The organism is Sinorhizobium sp. 7-81 (genome assembly GCF_030124405.1).
Classification (GTDB): Bacteria; Pseudomonadota; Alphaproteobacteria; order Rhizobiales; family Rhizobiaceae; genus Sinorhizobium; species Sinorhizobium psoraleae.
Genome location: NZ_JASKLT010000004.1, coordinates 303,333 through 319,740, shown reverse-complemented (window position 1 = coordinate 319,740; position 16,408 = coordinate 303,333). Strand labels below are relative to the sequence as shown.

General features: G+C 62.1%; 18 protein-coding genes. 9 read left to right on the top strand and 9 right to left on the bottom strand.

The window, feature by feature from the left end; all coding sequences use genetic code 11:
• Positions 1-486 (bottom strand): benzoate/H(+) symporter BenE family transporter (locus QN224_RS17445; protein WP_283977709.1); only part of this gene is annotated, 486 nt, incomplete at its 3' end.
• A 316-nt stretch (positions 487-802) separates the two neighbouring features.
• Between QN224_RS17445 and QN224_RS17440 the strand changes: the two genes are divergently transcribed.
• The 3 genes from QN224_RS17440 to QN224_RS17430 all read left to right on the top strand — a co-directional run bounded on the left by QN224_RS17440 (position 803) and on the right by QN224_RS17430 (position 4,083).
• Positions 803-1,759 (top strand): helix-turn-helix domain-containing protein, encoded by a 957-nt coding sequence (locus tag QN224_RS17440; RefSeq protein WP_283977708.1) that lies wholly within the window; start codon positions 803-805, stop codon positions 1,757-1,759.
• Positions 1,760-2,009: 250 nt separating this feature from the next.
• Complete coding sequence (gene adh / locus QN224_RS17435) at positions 2,010-3,518, top strand: aldehyde dehydrogenase (RefSeq protein ID WP_283977707.1); 1,509 nt, start codon at positions 2,010-2,012, stop codon at positions 3,516-3,518.
• A gap of 190 nt (positions 3,519-3,708) precedes the next feature.
• The gene (locus QN224_RS17430; protein WP_283977706.1) at positions 3,709-4,083 is read left to right on the top strand and encodes a DUF779 domain-containing protein; all 375 of its coding nucleotides are present in this window, start codon (positions 3,709-3,711) and stop codon (positions 4,081-4,083) included.
• 13 nt (positions 4,084-4,096) lie between these two features.
• Here QN224_RS17430 and QN224_RS17425 read toward each other — a convergent pair whose 3' ends face one another.
• Positions 4,097-4,786: an NYN domain-containing protein gene (locus QN224_RS17425; protein ID WP_283977705.1), complete on the bottom strand. Its 690-nt coding sequence runs from the start codon at positions 4,784-4,786 to the stop codon at positions 4,097-4,099.
• A gap of 334 nt (positions 4,787-5,120) precedes the next feature.
• Here QN224_RS17425 and QN224_RS17420 point away from each other — a divergent pair, with 334 nt between their 5' ends.
• Complete coding sequence (locus tag QN224_RS17420; protein ID WP_269282081.1) at positions 5,121-5,243, top strand: hypothetical protein; 123 nt, start codon at positions 5,121-5,123, stop codon at positions 5,241-5,243.
• Positions 5,244-5,311: 68 nt separating this feature from the next.
• Here QN224_RS17420 and QN224_RS17415 read toward each other — a convergent pair whose 3' ends face one another.
• The 6 genes from QN224_RS17415 to lgt all read right to left on the bottom strand — a co-directional run bounded on the left by QN224_RS17415 (position 5,312) and on the right by lgt (position 11,747).
• Entirely contained in the window at positions 5,312-6,244 is a 933-nt protein-coding gene (locus tag QN224_RS17415) for a ribose-phosphate pyrophosphokinase (protein ID WP_283977704.1), read from the bottom strand.
• Positions 6,245-6,563: 319 nt separating this feature from the next.
• A complete protein-coding gene (locus QN224_RS17410) occupies positions 6,564-7,400 on the bottom strand; it encodes a hypothetical protein (RefSeq protein WP_283977703.1) in 837 nt (278 codons plus the stop codon).
• A 148-nt stretch (positions 7,401-7,548) separates the two neighbouring features.
• Complete coding sequence (locus QN224_RS17405; RefSeq protein WP_283977702.1) at positions 7,549-8,700, bottom strand: Xaa-Pro peptidase family protein; 1,152 nt, start codon at positions 8,698-8,700, stop codon at positions 7,549-7,551.
• Between the two features lies 1 nt (position 8,701).
• On the bottom strand, positions 8,702-9,496 hold the full coding sequence (gene pgeF, locus QN224_RS17400) for a peptidoglycan editing factor PgeF (protein WP_283977701.1): 795 nt from the start codon (positions 9,494-9,496) through the stop codon (positions 8,702-8,704).
• A gap of 250 nt (positions 9,497-9,746) precedes the next feature.
• Complete coding sequence (locus QN224_RS17395) at positions 9,747-10,850, bottom strand: class I SAM-dependent methyltransferase (protein ID WP_283977700.1); 1,104 nt, start codon at positions 10,848-10,850, stop codon at positions 9,747-9,749.
• A 12-nt stretch (positions 10,851-10,862) separates the two neighbouring features.
• Positions 10,863-11,747, bottom strand: a complete 885-nt coding sequence (gene lgt, locus QN224_RS17390; protein ID WP_283977802.1) for a prolipoprotein diacylglyceryl transferase — start codon at positions 11,745-11,747, stop codon at positions 10,863-10,865.
• Between the two features lie 147 nt (positions 11,748-11,894).
• On the opposite strand from lgt, the gene QN224_RS17385 reads away from it, so the two are divergent.
• The 5 genes from QN224_RS17385 to QN224_RS17365 all read left to right on the top strand — a co-directional run bounded on the left by QN224_RS17385 (position 11,895) and on the right by QN224_RS17365 (position 14,945).
• Positions 11,895-12,161, top strand: a complete 267-nt coding sequence (locus QN224_RS17385; RefSeq protein WP_269282087.1) for an accessory factor UbiK family protein — start codon at positions 11,895-11,897, stop codon at positions 12,159-12,161.
• A gap of 538 nt (positions 12,162-12,699) precedes the next feature.
• On the top strand, positions 12,700-13,200 hold the full coding sequence (locus tag QN224_RS17380; protein ID WP_173509603.1) for a YbjN domain-containing protein: 501 nt from the start codon (positions 12,700-12,702) through the stop codon (positions 13,198-13,200).
• Between the two features lies 1 nt (position 13,201).
• The gene (proC, locus tag QN224_RS17375; RefSeq protein WP_283977699.1) at positions 13,202-14,020 is read left to right on the top strand and encodes a pyrroline-5-carboxylate reductase; all 819 of its coding nucleotides are present in this window, start codon (positions 13,202-13,204) and stop codon (positions 14,018-14,020) included.
• Positions 14,021-14,034: 14 nt separating this feature from the next.
• Positions 14,035-14,376, top strand: a complete 342-nt coding sequence (locus QN224_RS17370) for a tRNA-binding protein (RefSeq protein WP_269282089.1) — start codon at positions 14,035-14,037, stop codon at positions 14,374-14,376.
• 5 nt (positions 14,377-14,381) lie between these two features.
• On the top strand, positions 14,382-14,945 hold the full coding sequence (locus QN224_RS17365) for a protein tyrosine phosphatase (RefSeq protein ID WP_283977801.1): 564 nt from the start codon (positions 14,382-14,384) through the stop codon (positions 14,943-14,945).
• Positions 14,946-15,007: 62 nt separating this feature from the next.
• Here the strand turns inward: QN224_RS17365 and QN224_RS17360 are convergent, their stop codons facing one another.
• On the bottom strand, positions 15,008-16,390 hold the full coding sequence (locus QN224_RS17360; protein ID WP_283977698.1) for an ATP-binding protein: 1,383 nt from the start codon (positions 16,388-16,390) through the stop codon (positions 15,008-15,010).
• Between the last annotated feature and the right edge of the window lie 18 nt (positions 16,391-16,408).

Genomic DNA, 16,408 nt, shown 5'->3' with positions numbered 1-16,408 from the left:
GCCGACTAGCGCCCAGGCGAGAACGATCGGCAGACCGAAGAGAGGGTTGAAGGCGATCGCCTTGACCGGCGCGAAGCACAGCCCGATGAGCACGCCGGCAAGCATCGCATTCGCCAGGGCCGAAGGAATGGAAGAGACCATCCTGCCCAGCGGTTTCCAAAGCCCGGCAATGACGATCAGCACGCCGCAGACGAGAAAGGCGCCGACCGCGGCATTGAAGCCGCCCTCGACGGCGCTCGAACTCGCTAGCAATGCCGCACCTGGCGTCGACCAGGCGATGCTGACCGGCAGCCGCGTCACCATGCTGATGGCGATCGCGCACACGCCCATCGAAATCGACAGCGCCATCAGGCCGGAGGCGGCCTGGGCTTCGGTAGCGCCCACGGCGGCAAGTCCGTTGAGGATGACGGCGAAAGAGCTCGCAAAACCGACAAAGGCAATCAACAGGCCCATGAACAGGCTTTGAAGGGAAAAGTCGCGAAGCATAATGGACAACCGGGTGTTGCGGGGCGTGGCGCGAAGTGAAGTAGCATATCCTGCTGCATGTTTCCTCAAATCGTAGCTGGTTCAAGGATAAAAACATGCAGCAATTCTGAGTGCTGCAGCGTCCTTTGCGCGTCTGACAGGACGCGGCGCTGTAGGGCCATGTCGATACCGCCCGGCTGAAGGCATTCGATGGCGCGACCTTCGTCTGGCTGGACCCGCTGCGCAATCGATGCCTATAGTGCGCCAGCCGCAGGTATGCCGACCGGAGATCCGGCAAACCTGTCTCCGCCGGAGGACGCTTTCAGGGAGGGAGCGGATGCCTGCTGTCAGGGATCATACCGAACACGTCTACAAGATTGCGCATCAATCGTCGGCTGCGGCGAGTTCGCCGGTCGCAGCATCATGGCGCCGTTGCATGACGCTTCACGGGTTGGCTCCAGAGGAGGCGCGTACGCCCTGGCGTCTCGCGGAAAGCGAATTCCGGCAGGCGCGCGAGCGTTCCGGCGTGTTGATTGCGGAGGCGGCCGGAGAACTCGACCGGCTGTTCGCTGTGATCGGCAGGGCCGGGTGCTGCCTTCTGCTCACGGACGACAAGGGCGTCGCGCTCGAGCGCCGCGGCGCGGTCGGCGACGATGCCGATTTTCGCGATGTCGGTCTCTGGTCGGGAACCGTGTGGAGCGAGGCGAGCGTCGGCACGAATGGCATCGGCACGGCAATCGCCGATGAGCGCGCCGTCGTCATCCAGCGCGATCAGCATTTCCTGAGCCGCAATATTGGCCTCAGTTGCGCCACCGCGCCGATCCGGGACGAGGCCGGGCGCCTTGCGGCGGCGATCGATATTTCCACCTGCCGTGACGATGCGTCCGAGGTAACGCTGTCGATCCTCTCCCAGGCCGTGCGCGACGCTGCCTCGCGGATCGAGGCGAACCTTTTCCGGCGGGCCTTTGCCGGGGCCCGGATCGTGCTCGTGCCCGCCAATCGGGCAGGGCCGGCACTGCTTGCGGTCGACCGTGACGACCTCGTCCTTGGCGCAACCCGGGCCGCGCGGCAACGGCTCGGCCTAGATGACGCGCGCATTGCCGCGGGCGTTCCCGCATCCGACCTGCTTCAGGAAGAGGTGCCCAGTGAGGGCGGCGAACTGCCGGATGCCGAGAGGGCGGCCTTGCGGCGTGTGCTCTCGCGCGCCAATGGCAATGTCTCGATGGCCGCCGACCTGCTCGGCATCAGCCGCGCCACGCTTTACCGCAAGATGAAGCGGCTTTCGCTCAACTGAGCCGCGTCGCCTGGTCCCTCCTACAGGTCGGGCGAGGGAACTGGGAGGTTTTACTCCTCCTTCACCCGCGCTTGCGGGAGAAGGTGCTAGGCAGGCCTCATTGCTGCGCTGCAGCACGCCGAGGCTGGCGGAGGTGTCTCAATTCTGAAACAGATGGCGCTGCCGGCTGCCGCGGCCGGCTATCGAAAATACGCATTCGGCCGCACCTTCCTCGCACAGCAATCGGACTGCTGTTCGAAGGGAGGAAATCATGCTGCATCAGAAGATCATCGAGAACCCATACAAGCAGAAATACGGAAACTTCATCGGCGGCGAATGGCGGGAGCCGGTCGCGGGCCGTTATTTCGACAACACGACCCCAATAACGGGCGGCACGCTTTGCCAGATCGCGCGCTCGGACGCCGCCGATATCGAAGCCGCGCTCGATGCGGCGCATGCGGCACGGGAAAAGTGGGGACAGACTTCGACGACGGAGCGCTCGAACATCCTGATGAAGATAGCCGATCGGATGGAGGAGAATCTCGAGCTTCTGGCGCGGGCGGAAACGTTCGACAACGGCAAGCCGATCCGCGAGACGATGGCCGCCGACATTCCGCTGGCAATCGATCATTTCCGATATTTCGCCGCTTGCATCCGCGCTCAGGAAGGCTCGATCGGCGAGATCGACCACGACACGGTTGCCTATCATTTTCACGAGCCTCTCGGGGTCGTCGGCCAGATCATTCCCTGGAACTTTCCGATCCTGATGGCCGCGTGGAAGCTCGCGCCGGCTCTTGCGGCCGGGAACTGCGTGGTGTTGAAGCCGGCGGAACAGACGCCTGCCTCCATCCTTGTCTGGGCGGAACTCGTCGGCGATCTCCTTCCGCCGGGCGTGCTGAACATCGTCAACGGCTTCGGCCTTGAAGCCGGCAAGCCGCTCGCCACCAGCCCCCGCATCGCCAAGATTGCCTTCACCGGCGAGACGACGACCGGACGGCTGATCATGCAATACGCCAGCCAGAACCTCATTCCTGTCACGCTCGAACTCGGCGGTAAGTCGCCGAACATTTTCTTCGCCGATGTGCTGAACGAAGACGACGACTATTTCGACAAGGCGCTCGAAGGTTTCGCGATGTTTGCGCTCAATCAAGGCGAGGTCTGCACCTGCCCGAGCCGCGCGCTGATCCAGGAAAGCGTCTATGACCGTTTCATGGAGCGGGCGCTGAAGCGGGTCGAGGCGATCCGCCAGGGCAACCCGCTCGACCAGGCGACGATGATCGGCGCACAGGCGTCGAGCGAGCAGCTCGAAAAGATCCTCGCCTATATCGAGATCGGCAAGGAGGAGGGCGCCGAGGTGCTGACCGGTGGTGGGCGCAACGTGCTCGAAGGCGAACTTTCCGAGGGCTACTACGTCAAACCGACCGTGTTCCACGGACACAACAGGATGCGCATCTTCCAGGAGGAGATCTTCGGACCCGTCGTCTCGGTGACCACCTTCAAGACCGAGGCAGAGGCGCTGGAGATCGCCAACGACACGCTTTATGGCCTAGGGGCCGGCGTGTGGAGCCGGGATGCCAACCGTTGCTACCGCTTTGGCCGCGCCATCCAGGCGGGCCGCGTCTGGACGAATTGCTACCATGCCTATCCGGCGCATGCCGCCTTTGGCGGCTACAAGCAGTCCGGCATCGGCCGCGAGACGCACAAGATGATGCTCGACCATTACCAGCAGACCAAGAACATGCTGGTAAGCTACAGCCCGAAAGCGCTCGGCTTCTTCTGATCCCGCGCCGGCCTTGCCGGCGTCCTCCCGGCGGGCTCCCGATCATTCATCGGGAGCTTGCTGGTTTATCGCATGTTTCTTTAAATCGTTGCCGATTGAAAACAAAAACATGCAGTAATTCAAAGTGCTACAGCGACCCTGCGCGTCCGATTGGACGCGCGGCGCTGTAGGTGTGAAGCTGGAGGCTGTGATGACGGATGAAGAAAAGGAGCCGCGCGTGCTTGCGACCGATGCGGCAATCGACCTCATCCGCGAAATCCGGCGCGATCATCCGGATATCCTGTTCCATCAATCGGGCGGCTGCTGCGACGGCTCGTCGCCGATGTGCTATCCGGCCGGCGACTATATCGTCGGTGACAATGATGTGAGGCTCGGTGAGATCGATGGCGTGCCGGTCTATATCAGCGCCAGCCAGTACGAGGTCTGGAAGCACACCCAGCTCATCATCGATGTCGTTCCCGGCAGGGGCGGGATGTTCTCGCTCGACAATGGCCGGGAGAAGCGCTTCCTGACGCGCTCGCGTCTGTTCGGTGGAGGCGAGGGTTGCGCCGTAACGGGCAGATAGCGCGGCCCTCCAGTCATTTCCGCCTTACGCGGGCCGGGCTTTCACCGTTCGATTTACACTCCAGAGACGAAATACTTTTCATCAACGTATTGAGGTTCTTGTATCCGTAATTTCGGGAATCGAAGCCCGATATCCGTTTTCCGAGTGCGGTCCCGACTGCGCTGAGGTGGGCCCAGCCATCCCCTCGCGCTACCTCCTTGATCGTCGCGAGAATTTCTGCCTCAGGCAGCTTCAGCTTCTGCTCCGATGTTTCCTGAACAAGGTGGTCGCAATAAAGGAATTTATCGCAAGCTTTCACATAGGGATCAGGCGCCTTCTTCTCCCCAAAGCCGTAAACGGGCAGGCCATCCTCTCGGATGCGACCTGCGAGAGAGGTGAAATCGCTGTCGCTCGACGCAATGCAGAAGCCGTCGACTTGCCGTCGATGCAGTATGTCCATTGCTTCGATCGCCAGCTTCAAGTCGGTGGCGTTCTTGCTCTTTGCAGCTGGTACGACATGGACTGGCGACAGCGCAAACTCATGGACCAGCGGCTGCCAGGCTGCCATCGCAGGACTGCGAAAATGACTATAAACGCGTTTGATGAACACGGTGCCGATGGCCGACGCTTCGCGAATGATAAGTGGCAGAAAATCGGAGCGAATATTATCGGCATCTATCAATAGCGCCAGGCGATCACGCTGCTTCCCGGAGTCAATTCCCATTTTTTATATACACCTTACATACAAATTTCTGAAATTACTGGAACTATGCGGCGCTCGCCTCAGGATTGTCAATCCGCGCGGATTTTAGGCTTGGTTGTGGATACAGGCACTATTTCTGCGCGCGTCCGATCTTTGTTGCCAAATCGAACCGGCACGCCGCTGACGCAGGCTGGACTCTCTCGCCGCCACATTCTCTGGTCTGTGGACCGGATCCTGAAGCGCCTGGCACCGATTGGGTCGACGTCTACGTCGTTCACAAGGAAGGATCCCTGCATGCCACTCGGCGCCCAAGCGGCATCAGCTTAAAGACGATCTTGGCGGCGCCGAGCTTGCGTTGAACGAAGGCGAGGTTGCGGCACGCGATGCCGACACTATGCCAGCGGCGGTCTATCCGAACTGGTTCATCGACAATCTTGCCGACGAGCCGGTGGTGCAGGTGCTGGAGAAAAGTCGATAAGCTGAAACAAGAACGCCGGCGCCTCGGGACGCCGGCGTTGAACGGGTTCCCGTTCGGATTGGGCGATCTCAGTCGAAGAGGCTCGAAACCGACTCTTCCTGGCTGGTGCGGCTGATCGCTTCGCCGATGAGCGCCGCGGTCGAGATCACGCGGATATTGTGCGCGGATTGGACGGCGGTGGTCGGCTGGATGGAATCGGTGATGACCAGTTCCTTCAGCATCGATGAGGCGACACGGGTAACCGCACCGCCGGAGAGAACGCCGTGGGTAATGTAGGCGGTGACGCTGGTGGCGCCATTCTTCAAAAGTGCCTCGGCGGCGTTGCAGAGCGTGCCGCCCGAGTCGACGATGTCGTCGATCAGGATGCAGTCCTTGCCGCCGACATCGCCGATGACGTTCATGACTTCCGATTCACCAGGGCGATCACGGCGCTTGTCGACGATCGCCAGCAGACAGTCGAGCCGCTTCGCAAGTGCGCGCGCACGCACGACGCCGCCGACGTCCGGGGAGACGACCATGACGTTCCTCAAGTCGTAGTTCTCCTTGACGTCGCGCGCCAGGATCGGAACGGCGTAAAGATTGTCGGTCGGGATGTCGAAGAAGCCCTGAATCTGGCCAGCGTGAAGGTCGAGGGTGAGAACGCGGTCGGCGCCTGCTCTGGTGATGAGGTTGGCGACCAGCTTGGCCGAGATCGGCGTGCGGGGACCGGGCTTTCGGTCCTGTCGGGCATAGCCGAAATAGGGGAGAACAGCGGTGATGCGGCGGGCGGAAGAGCGGCGCACCGCGTCGATCATGATGAGCAGTTCCATCAGGTGATCGTTGGTGGGAAAGGAGGTGGACTGGACGATGAACACATCCTCGCCGCGCACGTTTTCCCCTATTTCGACGAAGATTTCCTGATCGGCGAACCGCCTGACTGTGGCTTTGCCGAGGGGCAGATTTAGATAGTTGCAGATCGCTTCGGCAAGCAGCCGGTTCGAATTGCCTGCGAAAACCTTCATTGACGGTCCGCCTTGAGCTGGCGCGGCCACCGTCCGGGTGCAGTCCGGGGCGGCTTTTTCCGCGCGAAATCCGTGAGCCATTCCGATCGCGGGCAATCTTTACGGACGGCCGCTATTCAGAGCTGATCGGCCGCTTTTTAGCGCCCCTGAACTCGAATGCAAGTGGGAATGCTGCGGCGCAAAGGCCATTATCCTAAAAACTTTGCGTCATCAGGCCAAGATCACGATGATTATGGGTCGACCAACCCATGATCATAGATCGTGATCGGTTCTCGCAAGTCGGAGCCGGATGCGGGCGGAAAATCGCGCGCACTTTTTCTCATCCCGCTTTAGATTGGCGCCAATCAAGATAGGCCCTGATCGTTTTGGTGGCGATTGCCTGCATGGTTTCCGGCGGAATCGCGCTCCAGGGCTCGGCCGCGGTGCTCCCGACGGTATCCTGTCCCTGGATACGGTGCAGGCGGTTGCCGCTGCCATCGAGAATGTCCCAGACATAGACGACCGTCGTTTTTCCGCCGTCGTTGAGCGCCGAAAAATAGCCCTTGAGGATATGCTCGCTGGTCGCGTCCCCGGAGCCTTTGATCGCCAGCCCCTGCGCGCGGGCATCGGCGCCGAGCTGCTTCGAAAGCGGGGTCACCGCCTGGACCGGTGCGCCGATAATGGGCAGGAAGCGAATGCCGCCCGAGCCGGATGTTGCCGCGGCGGGCGGCACGGCGGCCTGCTCTGGCTCTTCCGGAGTCGCAGTGGCAGTCTCGGCCGGCGCCGATTGCTGCCGGACCTCCTCGGCTTCAGGCATCGCGGTGGCTTGAGGCATTGTGTTCTGGATCGGCGTTTCGCCTTGGGCGAGGCGGTTTGCCTGGGCGTCGAGCGTGCCGGCAGGATCCGTATAGGTGGCATCGCCCGTGACATATTGCGTCGGCGGGCTGGAGACGTTCGGCTGTGCGGAGAAGGCGGCCGTGCGGCTTGGCGGCACGCTTTGTACCGGAACGATGGCCGTTTGTGTGGACATGGTGTCGAGATCGGATTGCGTCACCGGCGGGGAGCGGAAGGTCCCTCCGCCCACGTCCACCTGGGGTATGAGCACATCCGTGCTGTTGCAGGCTGCAAGCGCTGTTGCAAGACCAAGGCTTGCGATAGGCATGATCGGTTTACGCATCGTTCCCACCGTCCGTCTCGACTCTACAGTTGGAGCGGGATGGGTCGGAAAACCGCTTTCGCACTTCCTCACCCCGTTCCGGCTCGCGGCGGTTCTATGAAACCGTCGCCGTTCGTCCGTCTCGGGCGGGGATCATAGGCCGATTTTCTTACGCAGAAATGAAGTCCAGTCCGTAGCGTGAGAGCGCGCGCGGCGTATCCGGTGTCGTAAGATAGGTCTGGCCGAGGGTCATGGCCGTGCCGGTGTCGGAATCCATGATGATCATGTGCACGAACAGCGACATGTCCGACTCGATCTCCTGGGGGTTGCCGACATGGAACATCTGGTGCTCCATCCAGGAGGGCGAAAAGCGCGCGCCGAGCGAATATCCGCAAGCGTTCAGCCGGTGGCGGGCGAGGCCGCGTTCGTCCATGATCCTGGCGTGGACGTCGAAGACAGTGCCAAAAGTATTGCCGGGCCGGAGCACCATTTCGATCGCCTGGATCGTCTCGCGGCAGGCGCTGTAAAGCTCGCGGTGGCGGTTGCTCGGCTCGCCGATCACAACTGTGCGCATCATCGCCGCATGGTAATGGGCGCTGACGCCCGCCCATTCGAGGGTCAGCTGGTCGTTGGCGTCGAGTGTGCGCCGGCCCGATTTGTAGCGACAGAGCAGGGCGTCGGCGCCCGAGCCGATGATGAACTCGTTGGCCGGATAATCACCGCCGCCGGCAAAGATCGCGCCCTGCATGGCCGCGAGAATATCGGCCTCGCTGCCGCCGGGGCGGATCAGCGGCAGGGCCGCCTCAAGCGCGTCGTCCGCGAGGCTCGCGGCCTTTTCGACATAGGTGATTTCCGCCGGGCTCTTGATCAGGCGAAGGCGGCTTACAAGCAACGAGGCATCGATCATTTCGCCGAAGTTGGCGAGTTGATGGTCGAGAAGCCGGGCTGTCCGGCCGGTCATGCCATGGGTGTCGTATTCGACGCCGATGCGGCAGCCGAGAAGATCGAGTTCGCTGAGGAGATTCTTGAGGTCCATGGCCGGATCGGCGTTGACCCGGTCGACCCAGATCTCGATGCGTTCGATGTTCGAGGTATGGCGGGCCTGGCGCAGGTCGGCCGAGCGGGTGAGCAGCACCATCGAGCCGTCCTTCTTGACGACCAGCGTCTGGAAGAAGCAATAGCCGAAGGTGTCGTATCCCGTCAGCCAATACATGCTCTCCTGGGCAAAGAGCAGCAGGGCGTCGAGCTTCTCTTCCTGCATCCTCGCCGTAAGCCGCGCAAGGCGGGCCGCATATTCCTCTGCCGCAAAGTGAAGCGCCATCTCAAACCTCCCGTATGCAGATCGCCGACATCTGCCGGCCGTAGTCTGGCTCCTGTCTGTGCGTCGTGCGCCGATAGGAAAAGAAACGGTCCTCGTCCGCATAGGTGCAGATGTCGAGGTTTTCCGCCGTCACGCCGGCTTCCGCCAGTCGTCGGATGGTCAGCCCCGGCAGGTCGAACATGGCATGACCGTTCCGTCCGGAAGGGCTGAAGAAAGATGCGTTATCCTTGTCGGCGGTAAGGAACCGCTCGATGAATTCGGCTCCCACCTCATAATGTGTCCGGCTGATCGACGGACCGAGGCAGGCGATGATCCGCTCACGGCGCGCGCCGAGCGAAATCATCTCCTCGATGGTGCTTTCAAGAATGCCGCCGAGGGCGCCTTTCCAGCCGGCATGGGCCGCCCCGATCACGCCGGCTTGCGGATCGCTGAAGAGGACAGGCCCGCAATCGGCCGAAAGAACGCCGAGCACGATGCCGGGGGTCGCGGTCACCAGCGCGTCGGCGTCGGGACGCGCGCCATCATAGCTGTCGTCGACGACGACGACGTCCGGCGAGTGGATCTGGTGGACGGTTGCAAGGCGCCGCGGTTCGGCATCAAACCAGCGCGCGACCCGGGCCCGGTTCTCGCCGACGCGCTCGCGGTCGTCATTCGAGCCGAGGCCGACATTGAGGCCGCGATAGATACCTTCGGAAACGCCGCCCTTGCGCGTGAAATAGCCATGTGCGATCGCCGGTCCCGCCTTGGCGCTGAAGAGCGGACTCTGAACCGGGGAAAGCGAGGCGTCGTCCTGCATCGGTGTTCTCGCCCTTGTTATTTTAAGGTTTCATTGGAATTGAGGGCGCGTCGCGGCCCGGTGACTTGCGGCTGATTTGCCGGCGCGATGTTGACCCGGCATGCCGATACTGTCAATCGCCGAACCGCTACCGGCTTGCTCCATATTCCCTTACATCGAAACCGATATTCGGATGAAACATGCAGCAATTCAACGTGCTACGGCGAGCTTCGGGCGTCTGAAAAAGCAGGGCGCCGCAGAAAGCGGATCGTCACTGCGCCTTTTTCTGGAAGGGTGCCAGCCTGACTTCGGGACTGCTGACTGCCAGCACCTTGAACAGCTCGCCCATCTTGCCGGAGCCTGAGCCCGCGAGCCGTTCGACGGCGGAGCGAATACCTTCCTGCATCAGCGTGTCCTTGCCGCTGCCGAGTGCCGCGGCGCGCTCGAGCAGGCCGAGGCCGACGAGGAAATCCCCCTGGTGGGCAAGACCGTTGACCTGCACTCCCTCCATTTTGGCGCGATGGGCAAGCTGCTCGAAATCGACATGGCTCGTGAGATCCGCCCGGCCAGGATTGGCGAGCGGAGGATCGTAGCGATGTTCGCGGACCGCCTGCAGCGTGTCCCCATAACCGGTCGCCAGATGTCCGTAGTCGATGATGATCGCCGTGCCACCGCCGGCGCGGAGGCGCTCGCAGAGTGCGGCCATGACGGCATCGCGCGCGGGGGCGATCTCGAAAATCGTGCCTTCGCTCACCGATTGCGCCGGCGACGGTAGAAACGACGGATCAATGCCGGCGACCCCCGCTGCAAAGGTCAATTCGCCACCCGCGTCGAGGCCTACCATGCGCTCGCGGAATCCCTGCGTTGTCCGCACGAATTGCCGGATGGGGATAGCGTCGAAAAGCTCGTTTGCCGCGAGCAGGAGAAAGCCTGCGGGCAAGGTTTCGAAGCTCGCGTGCCAATGAACCTTGTCTTTGTGGTCCGCGAGCGCTTCGGCCTGCACCTTCTGCAGGCGCTCGCTTGTCTCGACGAGATGCACGCTTCCAGACTGGTAAAGATCTGGCGCAAGGCGACGGATGACGCGCAGCATATCGGACATCATCGTGCCTCGGCCGGGGCCGATCTCGGCGATGATCGCGGGCTCGGGGCAACCGTGCTGCTGCCACGCATGCACCAGGAAGATGCCGATCATCTCGCCGAAAAGCTGGCTGATTTCCGGCGCGGTGGTGAAATCGCCGGCCCGGCCGAAGGGCTCGCGCGTGCGATAGTAGCCGTGCTGCGGGTCGGCGAGGCAGAGGGAAAAATAGTCGGTGACGCTGATCGGCCCGTTGGCCTTGATGAGCGCCTTGATCTTGTCGGCGAGAGGATTCGTCATGCACCCGTCCAGTTATGCGGTGGCTGCCGCCGCCCGGCGTGCGCGCGCAATCGCCCATATGCCTACGAGCGCCATCGGCAGTGAAAGCACCATGCCCATGGTCAGCCAGCCGCCGGCCAGATAGCCGATCTGAGCGTCCGGTTCGCGGAAGAATTCGACAAAAATGCGGCTTGCGGCGTAGCCGCAGACGAATATGCCGCAGATCAGGCCGGGTATCTTCAACGCCTTGCGGCGATAGACGAAGTAGCCAAGCACCAGAAGGAGCAGAACGCCTTCGAGCGCGGCCTCGTAGAGTTGGCTCGGATGGCGGGCGAAGGGACCGCCAGTCGGAAAGGCCATTGCCCAGGGCATCGAGGACAGGCGTCCCCAGAGCTCGCCATTGATGAAGTTGGCGATGCGGCCGAAGAAGAGGCCGATCGGCACCACGGTGGCGACGACGTCGAACAGGCTCCAGACCGCGATGCCGTTTCGCCGAGCGAAGACGATGATTGCGAGCGTTGTACCGAGAAGCCCGCCATGGAACGACATGCCGCCGTTCCAGATTTCGATGGCGCGAATCGGATTCTGCAGGACAGAGCCCAGGTCGTAGAAGAGGATGTAGCCGATCCGTCCGCCAAGCACGATGCCGGCAGCGGCCCAGAGCAGAAAATCGTCGAGCTGCGTCAGATTGAAGGCCGGGGTATCGTTGCGCCAGAGCGAAGTGTTCTGGATGATGCGGCGCGCATAGAGCCAGCCGAGGAGTATGCCCGCGACATAGGCGAGGCCGTACCAGTGGATGGCAAGCGGCCCGATCGTGAAGATGACGGGGTCGATTTCCGGGAAAGGGAGGATGGCGAGGCGGGTGGCGATTGTTTCCAAGGTCTTGTCTCGTGCCGGCCGGTTGTTTTGGCGGAACATGGCGATCGAAATCGGGCGGGTCAAGCTGGCGAGTGCCGGTCCGTGATCTCGGTGCCGTCTTATTTTTCTTGCATCCTTCCGCCGACGATCCTACCTGAATTTCAAGACCGCGCTGCTACGCGCGATGCTGAAATGGAGATCTGGACGATGAGCACTGGAGCCAACCGCATTCTGGACGATTTTGCCAAGCTGATGACCGATGCGGCGGGCGCTGCCCAGGGCGTGCGACGCGAGGTCGAAACGGCTTTCCGCGCACAGGCCGAAAGCTGGCTGAATTCGCTCGATGTCGTCAAGCGCGAGGAATTCGAGGCCATCAAGGAGATGGCTGTCAAGGCGCGCGAGGAAAACGACGCGCTGCTTGCCCGCATCGAAGCGCTGGAAGCGCGCCTCGCGGAGGCCGGCGAGAAAAAGTAGCGGCCGACGGGGCAGCGCTCGCCGCGGCTCGGCTCGCCTCGCTTCGCCCACTTGATTGGAGCGAACCGCGAGCGTCGCATCGCTTCCTGCGGGGTTTCGCTCGCAGGTGAGTGATTCCATCAATCGTTTCCCGATTTGAAGCAACGGCCGTTCAAAGTGCTACGGCGACCTTTGTAGGTCCGAAAAGATGCACGGCGCGGCAGGGTTAATAAAATCTCGAAAGTTTTCCACCTGTGGACACTGCCAAAAAATCCTTATGGCAGAGTCGTTTATGCACCTGCGCTGAATCAAAATCACAACGCGGCCCTCGTTCTTCGCCGCAATTTTTCGCCTGAGGGGCTGGCAGGCTGACTCTGCCGTTATACACTGATTTTAAATGATGATTCGAAACGGATCACGTAAGCTCCGGGCAGGGTAAGTAAGCCAGGATGGCCGTGCGTCCAGCAATCATAGTGTGTCCGTATCTGGTATTGGGTTTGCAGCGTTGCGTTTTGTGAACGCGATCATGCGCGCCTGTGCCGCACCGTTAGGGTGATGCATGAGCCTTTTGGAAATGGAAGTCGAGCGCCAATCCAACCCGGTCGATATGATCGAGTTCGTGGCCGCAAACAACGACTGGTCGTTCGAGCGATCCGGCGAAGACGAGATCGCCATGACGGTCGAAGGCAAATGGGCGGACTATCACGTTTCCTTCTCCTGGATGGAGGAGTTCGAGGCGCTGCATCTGGCCTGCGCCTTTGACATCAAGGTGCCGGAAGGTCGCGTCAACGAGGTGATCCGGCTCCTCTCCCACATCAACGGTCAGGTGCTGATGGGGCATTTCGATCTCTGGCGCCAAGAAGAAGTCATCATCTTCCGTCAATCTCTCTTGCTCGCGGGCGGCGCGGAGCCGACGAACCAGCAGGTCGAGGTGCTGTTGTCGAGTGCGCTCGATGCTTGCGAATCCTATTTCCAGGCGTTCCAGTTCGTCGTCTGGTCCGGAATGGATGCGCAGCGTGCAGTCGATGCGGTGCTGTTCGAAACCGTCGGGGAGGCGTGAGGTGGCTGTAGCCGTTTCCGGTCCAATCGTTCTCATCGGTGCCGGCAATATGGGCGGCGCGATGCTCGGCGGCTGGCTGAAGAGCGGCGTCAAGGGCGCCGACGTCCTCGTCATCGATCCGGGGCCCCAGCCGGCGATGGCCAAGCTTATCGCCGACAATGGCGTCAGCCACGCCACGTCCGCGCCGGAAGGCGTCAAGGCAGGCGTGATCTTCTTGGCTGTCAAACCCCAGGTCATGGATGCGGTATTGCCGCCGCTCAAAGGGCTCGTCGGTCCCGAAACGGTCATCGTTTCCGTCGCCGCCGGCAAGACGCTCGGTTTCATCGAAAGCCATCTGGGCGAAGCTGCAACGGTGCGGGCCATGCCGAACACGCCGGCGATGATCGGCCGCGGCGTGACGGGCGCATACGCGAATGCTCACGTGACGGACGCGCAGCGTGCGCTGGTTCACGACCTTCTGAAGGTCAGCGGCCCTGTCGAATGGGTCGAGACCGAAGCCGACATCGATGCCGTCACGGCCCTTTCCGGCAGCGGACCGGCCTATGTGTTCTATCTCGTCGAGTGCATGGCGGAGGCCGGGCGCAAAGCCGGTCTCAAGGCGGACCTCGCCATGCGACTCGCTCGGGAAACCGTCGCGGGGGCTGGTGAACTCCTGCATCAGTCCCCCGACGAAGCCGCGCGGTTGCGCCAGAATGTGACCTCTCCCGGTGGAACCACCGCTGCCGCGCTTGCTGTTCTTATGGCGGATGACGGGATGCAGCCGCTCTTCGACGAGGCGATTGCCGCTGCGCGCAAACGGGCCGAGGAACTGGCCGGATAATTCAGAGTGCAATCATGACCGAAACGATCTCCTTCGCCGATTTCGAGCGCGTCGACATTCGCGTCGGCACGATCGTCGAGGCCGAACCGTTCCCGGAGGCGCGCAAGCCCGCCCTCAAACTGAAAATCGATTTCGGCCCGGAAATCGGCATAAAACGGTCATCCGCACAAATTACGGTGCATTACAAACCGGAGGATCTCGTCGGAAGACAGGTGCTGGGCGTGGTCAATTTTCCGCCCCGTCAGATCGGTCCCGTTCGTTCCGAAGTGCTGACCCTCGGTTTTGAAGACGAGGCCGGCGCGATCGTGCTGGCGGCGACCGACAGGCCGGTTCCGAACGGCAAGAAGCTGATGTGAGTGTGATGATATTGAGCGGCGATCTGATCCATGAACGCGTCAAGGTCTCCTGCCTGTGGAGGGCGGCGGACGCAGCGCGAGAATGGCGGGCGAGCCACGTGCTTTCGCTTCTCGATCCGGAGCTGCCGGAAGTGGACGTGCCGGTCATCGCCGAAGTCGCCCACCGCGTCGTGCGCATGCGTGATCAGGAAAATGCCGGTGCGACGCAGCATTTCCCCGATCTCGTTCAGGAAGTCTTCGCGGCGATGAGGCCGGTGGCCGACGATCGATCGAGCCGCATCCTTGTCCATTGCCATGCCGGCGTCAGCCGCTCGACGGCCCTCGCCTACGGGCTCATTGCCCATCAGTTGGGAGAGGGCAGGGAAGAGGAAGCCTTCGCCGCGCTGCTGACGATCACGCGCAAGCCCTGGCCGAACCGACGGATCATCGAAATCCTCGATGCGTCCCTTGGCCGCGAGGGCAGGCTCCTTGCCCCGCTCGATGCGATGCGTGCTCGTTATCCGCTCCGGATCGAGGCCTGGCATCGCTTCAATCGTCGGCGCGGCCTGACCGCTACCTATTCTCGGTAATCCGGATCCAGAGACGGCGCTTCTAAGCCGCTGCTATCCGGCGCGCAGGGCGCCGTGACTGATCACGTCGGCACACGTACGGTTGCGCGCAAGCCACCGAGCGGGCTGTCGCCAAGAATGACGTTTCCGCCATGGCTTCGCGCGATATCGCGGGCGATCGCGAGACCGAGCCCGGTGCCGGAGCTGTCGAGATTGCGCGCCTCGTCGAGGCGGAAGAACGGCTTGAAAACATCCTCCCTGGAGCGCTCGGGGATACCCGGGCCGTCGTCGTCGACTGTGATCGTCAGCCATTTGGCACTGTGGCGCGCCTCAATTCGCACCGAGTTCGCATAGCGATAGGCATTCGAGGCCAGATTGGCGATGAGACGCGTAAAGGCCGCAGGCCTCACGCGGATGTCGTCTTCGCCTTCGATGGAGGTCGTCAGTGTCTTGCCGTATAGCTCCGCCTCGGCCGCGAGACGGGCCATGAGATCGCTGAGTTTCAGCTGGCCGACGTCCTCTTCTGCTTCGCCACGCGCGAAGGACAGGTAGCCTTCCAGCATGTTCTGCATGTCCTCGACGTCCTGGTTGAGACTTTCGAGGTCCGGATTGTTGCCGGCGAGCGCGAGCTGCAGCTTGAAGCGCGTGAGGATCGTGCGCAGGTCGTGGCTGACGCCTGTCAGCATTGCAGTCCGCTGCTCGATCTGGCGCTCGATGCGCTCGCGCATCAGGATGAAGGCAAGACCGGCGCGACGGATCTCCTCGGCACCGCGCGGCGCGAAGTCGTCGATCTTCTGGCCTTTACCGAAATTTTCGGCGGCGCTCGCCAGCGCCAGGATCGGCCTGATCTGCCCGCGCAGGAAGAGGATCGCGATCGTCAGCAGCACGAGCGAGGCGCCGACCATCCAGACCAGGAAGATATGGGTGTTGGATGCATAGGCCTGGTTGCGCCGCGCATAGACCCTGAGGATACGGCCATCATCGAGCTTGATACGGATCTCGACGATCTTCGAGTTGCCGACGGTGTCGATCCAGAAGGGGCGGCGGATCTTGTCCGAAATCTCCTCGCTGAGGATCTGGTCGAGTATTTCGAAGAAGGGCTTGGGGCGTGGCGGCGGCAAATCACCGCCAGGCTCGACGGCAATGTTGAGATTGAGCTGTTCACGGGCGATGCGCACGACCTGGTCGATATCGCCATCGCGCGGAAAGGTCGTGATCAGATCGACGATTGCAGCTATGTCGCTGGTCACGGCGGCCGAGAGGCGTTGCGTGACGAGCTGCCAGTGGCGCTCCATGAAGACGAAGGCGACGACCGACTGCAGCAGCACCATCGGGATGATGACGATCAGCAGTGAACGTGCGTAAAGGCCGATCGGCAGGCGGCGGCGCAACCACCGCGCCAGGCGTTTCCAGGCGCCGTCGCCGGGGCCCGTTCTTTCGCGCCTGATGCTGTCAAAGCTCGCCATGATTCTTTGCCGCGCTTG